This is a genomic window from Nitratidesulfovibrio liaohensis (genome assembly GCF_011682075.1).
In the GTDB taxonomy this organism is placed as follows: domain Bacteria; phylum Desulfobacterota; class Desulfovibrionia; order Desulfovibrionales; family Desulfovibrionaceae; genus Cupidesulfovibrio; species Cupidesulfovibrio liaohensis.
This window is the reverse complement of the sequence record NZ_VSMK01000173.1, coordinates 1-5310: the sequence shown is the minus strand read 5'-3', so window position 1 is coordinate 5310 and position 5310 is coordinate 1. Positions and strand designations below refer to the sequence as shown.

At 67.6% G+C, this 5310-nt stretch carries 4 protein-coding genes; 2 read left to right on the top strand and 2 right to left on the bottom strand.

From position 1 onward, the window contains the following. On the top strand, window positions 1-1328 hold a 1328-nt coding region (locus FVW27_RS07080), incomplete at its 5' end, for a DUF438 domain-containing protein (protein ID WP_167123904.1). A 265-nt stretch (window positions 1329-1593) separates the two neighbouring features. Next, window positions 1594-3615, top strand: coding sequence for a methyl-accepting chemotaxis protein (locus FVW27_RS07075; protein WP_167123903.1), 2022 nt, complete (start codon window positions 1594-1596; stop codon window positions 3613-3615). Window positions 3616-3901: 286 nt separating this feature from the next. Here the strand turns inward: FVW27_RS07075 and FVW27_RS07070 are convergent, their stop codons facing one another. Both FVW27_RS07070 and FVW27_RS07065 read right to left on the bottom strand, forming a co-directional pair. Further along, a complete protein-coding gene (locus tag FVW27_RS07070) occupies window positions 3902-4219 on the bottom strand; it encodes an XkdW family protein (protein ID WP_167123901.1) in 318 nt (105 codons plus the stop codon). 4 nt (window positions 4220-4223) lie between these two features. After that, window positions 4224-5310: tail fiber protein (locus FVW27_RS07065; RefSeq protein ID WP_167123899.1), on the bottom strand; the 1087-nt coding region annotated here is incomplete at its 5' end.

The window sequence follows — 5310 nt, the reverse complement described above, 5'->3', positions numbered from 1 at the left end:
AACCCGCTGCCGAGACCGGGGCATCGCCCTGCGCCACCACCTGCGGCACCCCGTGCGATGCCGGGCAGGCGCCCGCGTCCGGATCGCCCCTTTCCGCCGCCGCGCGCATGGACACCCTGAAGGAACTCATCCGCGAACTGCACGCCGGTGCAGACCCGGCAACGCTGAAGGCCCGCTTTGCCGCCGCAGTGGGCGACATTTCCGGCGGGGACATCGCCCGGCTGGAACAGGCCATGGTGGCCGAGGGCCTGCCGGAGGCCGAGATAAAGCGCCTGTGCTCGCTGCATGTGGACCTGTTCAAGGGCGCGCTGGACGAGGCCCCTGCGGTTTCCGCGCCCGCCGGACACCCGGTGCGCACCTACATGGACGAAAACGCCAGGGCCATGGAAGTGGCCGACGAGATCATCTCGCAGGTGGACCGCATGCACCGCACCCCCGGTGACCGCACCTCGCCCATCGACGAGATGGCCTGGTCTTTCAGCAGCCGCTACGTAAAGGAACTGCTGGAAGACCTGGCCCATATCGAGGTGCACTACACCCGCAAGGAAAACCAGCTGTTCCCCCTGCTGGAGGAAAACGGCATAGAGGCCCCGCCCAAGGTCATGTGGGAAGTGCACGACGACATCCGCGCGCTGTTCAAGACCGCCCGCGCGGCCATGGAAAACCTGGCCGCCACGGCAGCCGCGCTGGCCGCGCGCGACGCGGCCGAGGCCGTGAAGGACATGGTCTACAAGGAAGAGAAGGTGCTCTTCCCCATGGCCCTGGAATCGCTGACCGAAGCCCAGTGGGCGCGGGTGCGCCACGGCGAGGACGAAATAGGCTACGCGTGGGTGACGCCCGGTGACGAATGGACGCCGCAGGCGACCGACCTGGCGGGCCTGACGGACACGGCTGACCGGACGCGCGCCGCCAGTTCCGCGCAACTGGTGCAACTGGACACCGGCGCGCTGGCCCCCAACGTGCTCAACCAGATGCTGCGCAGCCTGCCGGTGGACCTCAGCTTCGTGGATGCCGACGACCGGGTGGCCTACTATTCCGACGTGCCGCACCGCATCTTTCCGCGCAGCGCGGCGGTTATCGGGCGCAACGTGCGCAACTGCCACCCGCCGAAATCCGTGCACATGGTCGAGGACATCCTGGCCAAGTTCAAGGCTGGCGAGCGGGACACGGCGGAATTCTGGATAGAGCTTGGCGGGCGCTTCCTGCACATCCGCTACTTTGCGGTGCGCGACACCGACTCCACCTATCTTGGCTGCCTGGAAGTGTCGCAGGACGTCACGGACATCCGCGCCCTGACCGGCCAGCGCCGCCTGCTGGAATGGAGCTGACGCACACCCCTTGCCGCCCGGCGCCCCATTTCCGGAACGGGCACGAACGGGCGGAATGCCCAGAACCATCAGAAAGGCCCGGCGAAAACCGCCGGGCCTTTTTCGTGCCCCGTCATGAAGAATCCTTGCGCATCGGCTAAAGTTGTGTCCTAGTTGACCGAAAAAGTCCTGTACGCACGTATGGTGCCCGTTACCTGCCCACCACCTGCCCATCCCGCACGCACCACACACGGACACCTGCAACCATCCCTGGGGGGACCGCCCGATGACCATACGCCAAAAACTCATCTACGGCCTCGGCACGCTCACCCTGCTCAACCTGGTCATGGGCGTGGCCATGGTATTGGCCCTCGGCAACATCAACATGCTTGTGGACGAACTGGTCTCCAAGCACGTGGAACTGGAAGAGACCGTGTACGCCATGCAGCACGATGTGAGCCAACTGCGCCGCTACGAAAAGGACACCCTGCTCAACATCGCCAATGCAGAACGGCTGCGCGGCTACCTGCCCCGGCACGAAAAGGCCGCCGCAGACCTTGCCGCCCACACCGATGCCGCCGAACGCAAGCTGCGCACCATTCCGGAACTGACCAACCTGTTGCAGCAGGTGGCCGCCATCCGCTCGCTGAGCGGGCCGTATCTGTCCGCCTTCTCCAGTCTGACCCGTGAGGCCCCCGCTGCCGGGCTTTCCGCCGAGCAGGCCAACATCCGCTTCGACACCGGGCGCGAACAGGCCCACAAGCTGGAGCAGGCCATCGACGAGTTAACCAAGGCCACCATCGAGGCCACCCGTGAACACGCGGAAGAAACCAACGACACCGGGTCCATGCTGCGCACCGGCGCGGCCGTGGCGTTCTCTTTGACCGTGCTGCTGGGCGGCCTGCTGGCCGTGGGGCTGTACCGCACCATTCAGGCCCCGTTGGCGGCCCTGACCGACTTTGGCAGACGCATCGCGGATGGCGACTTCGAATACAAGAGCTCCTTCCGCTTCACGGCGGAAATGGGCCAGCTGCATGAAACCATCACCCACATGGTGGACGCCATCCGCGAACGGGTGGCCTACAACCGGGCCATCATCAACCGCGTGCCCGATCCCATCATCGTCACCGGGCCGCGCCGCAACATCCGCGCCCTGAACAGCGCCGCCTGCGCCCTGCTGGGCCATGCGGAAGACGACCTGATAGGCAAGCCGCTGGGTAGCTACCAGGGGGCGGACGTGTACGGCGCGGAGCCACCCATCGACCGTCTGGCCCGCACCAGCGAGGCCGAAACCCAACTGGACTTCACCCGGCAGACAGGCGGCGAGACGCGCTACTTCCATTCCCGCGCGGCCACGGTGCGCAAGCCCGACGGCACGCTGGTGGGGTACATGGAAATCCGCCAGGACATCACCGCCGTGAAGCGCGGCGAACTGGAAGCGCTGGAACGCAGCGAACGCATTGCCGGGGTGGCCCGCGATGCCGACGCCATTGCCACCACCGTGGCCGATGCCGCCAGCCAGCTTTCCGACCGGGTGGGCGAGGCCGCGCGCGGGGCCGACAGGCAGTTGCAGCGCAGTTCCGAATCGGCCACCGCCATGGACGAAATGGCCGCAACGGTACGAGAGGTGGCCCGCAACGCCTCGGACACCAACCGCACCACGGCGGAAATGTCCGAAAGGGCCAAGCAGGGCGCGGACATCGTGGAAAAGGTGGCCGCCGCCATCGAAGGGCTGGGCAGCCATTCGCGCGAACTGCGCAGCGAAATGGAAAAACTGGGCACCCAGGCCAGCGACATCGGCAACGTGCTGGGGGTCATCAGCGACATTGCCGACCAGACCAACCTGCTGGCCCTGAACGCGGCCATCGAGGCGGCCCGCGCCGGGGATGCCGGGCGCGGCTTTGCCGTTGTCGCCGACGAGGTGCGCAAGCTGGCGGAAAAGACCATGAACGCCACCCGCGAGGTGGAGGCGGCCATCGGGGGCATTCAGCAATCGGCCCGGCGCAGCGCGGAAGCCACGGACGTTGCCGTGCGCGGCGTGACCGACAGTCAGGCCCTGGCCAACGAGGCGGGCGGCATGCTGCAGGAAATCGTGCACGCGGTGCAGCAGGCATCCGACCAGGTGAACTCCATCGCCACCGCCGCCGAACAACAGGCCGCCACCGGCGATGAACTGAACCGCATCATCGCCGAGGTGAACGAAATATCCGGCTCCACGGCCATGCGCATGTCCGAGGCGGAAACCGCCATCGCCGAGCTTTCGGCCCAGGCAGCCGCCCTGCGGCGGCTGATGGATTCCATGAAGTAGGCGGACCTGCGTGATCTGCGGCTGCGGGCGCGGGTGAGCGCGCGGCATCCGGAGGCATCTGGGGACGCTCCCGGACGATGGCATACGGCGACGGACGGAGACCACTCCCATAATGAAAAGACACAAGGCCCCCGGCACACGCCGGGGGCCTTGTCATTCCACGCCACTCGCGCCACACGCACCGTGCATCACCGCCCGCATCCATCATCCACGGCGGTGCCGTGCCCTTGCACTCCGCTGTTCCATGTCCTCCGCTGCCTCTTGTCCTCGTCCGCCGTCCCCGCCCCTACAGCCCCAGCACGTCCAGCATTGCCAGCCGCAAATCCTCCACGCTTTCGGCGCGAATGATGGCATCGGCCTCGGCATAGGTGATGGCATTCAGGTCCAGCGCTTCCGGTTCGGGCGCGCGCGGGCCCGCCCCCTCCTGCGCCAGCGCCGCGTATTCCGCGTCCAGCGCAGCCTGCGTCGGCGCCGCCGCCTCCAGCCCCCAGGCCACAATGGTCACGTCCCAATCCGTTTCCGGGCCGCACGCCAGTTCCCACGCGCCTTCGGGGGCATCGGGGTACAGGCGGCACAAGGCCTCGTGCATGCGTTCGTTGTGCATCGTCCTACCTCACGCGCATCACGGTCAGATTGTTCGCCGCCGCCGCACCGCCAGCGGCCAGCGTGCTCGGCCTCACGGTCACCCGTACCACCGCCCCGGCGGTCAGTTGCCGCACAGCCCGCAGTTGCAGGGCGTCCTGTATGACCATCTGGCAGTAGTCCACCGATTCCAGAACGTTGACCCCGTTAACGGTAATCCACCCCCACGCGACGGACGACGCGGCACCGCTGTAAAGCGCAACCACTGCCGTCAGTTCGTACACGCCGTCCTCCGGAATGACGATGGACAGGGAGCCGTCACCGGCACCCGGCCAGTTCTCCCCGATGCTGGCCTGCGCCCCGTTGTTCGACACCACGGTCGTCGCATTCGCCGGAAACGACTGCTGGGTGCTGTTGTTCGGGTACACGGTGCAGAACCGCCCCACGTTGGGGCTGACAACCGCCGCCATGGCATCCAGCCTGCCCATCACCCCCGCCACGTCCACCGGCACGGCGGTGCCGGGCGCGTGGTACGCCTTGATGCACGTCACCACGGCGATGTTGCGGGGGCGGGTTTCCGTGTCTCCGGTGGCGGATGTTTCCGGAGTATCGTAGCCGCCCGTGTTGACGGACCCGGCCCCGCGCTGCAGGGAGGCAGAGGCGATGAACCGCGAATACGCATGCGTGTGCGCCTTCAGGGTGTCCGCCTGAAAGCTGCCCACCGCGCGCCCGGCATCCACGCCGCGCCCAAGGTCGGCCCCGCGCCGGAATTCGCCGCGCAGATCGGGCAGGGTGGCGGAAAGGGCCACCGTGCCCCCGGTCAGGTAGGTGACCAGGTCCGGATACGCCGCCCGCGTCACCACCTGCCCGGCGCAGACCACAAACCCCACCGGCACCGTATTCACGGGAAAGTCCAGAATGGCTCCGATGGGCACGAACGCGGCGGAGGCCAGCACGTCCTGCCGGGCATCCGCCACGGCCTGGGCCACTTCTCCGTGCAGCTGCTGCACTCCGGTCAGGGTCGCATCGGCGCTGGTGGCTGCGGATTCCGCCCGTGCCGCGCTGGCCGTGGCGGACGCCGCCTGCCCCTGCGCGTCCAGAGCCGCCAGTTCC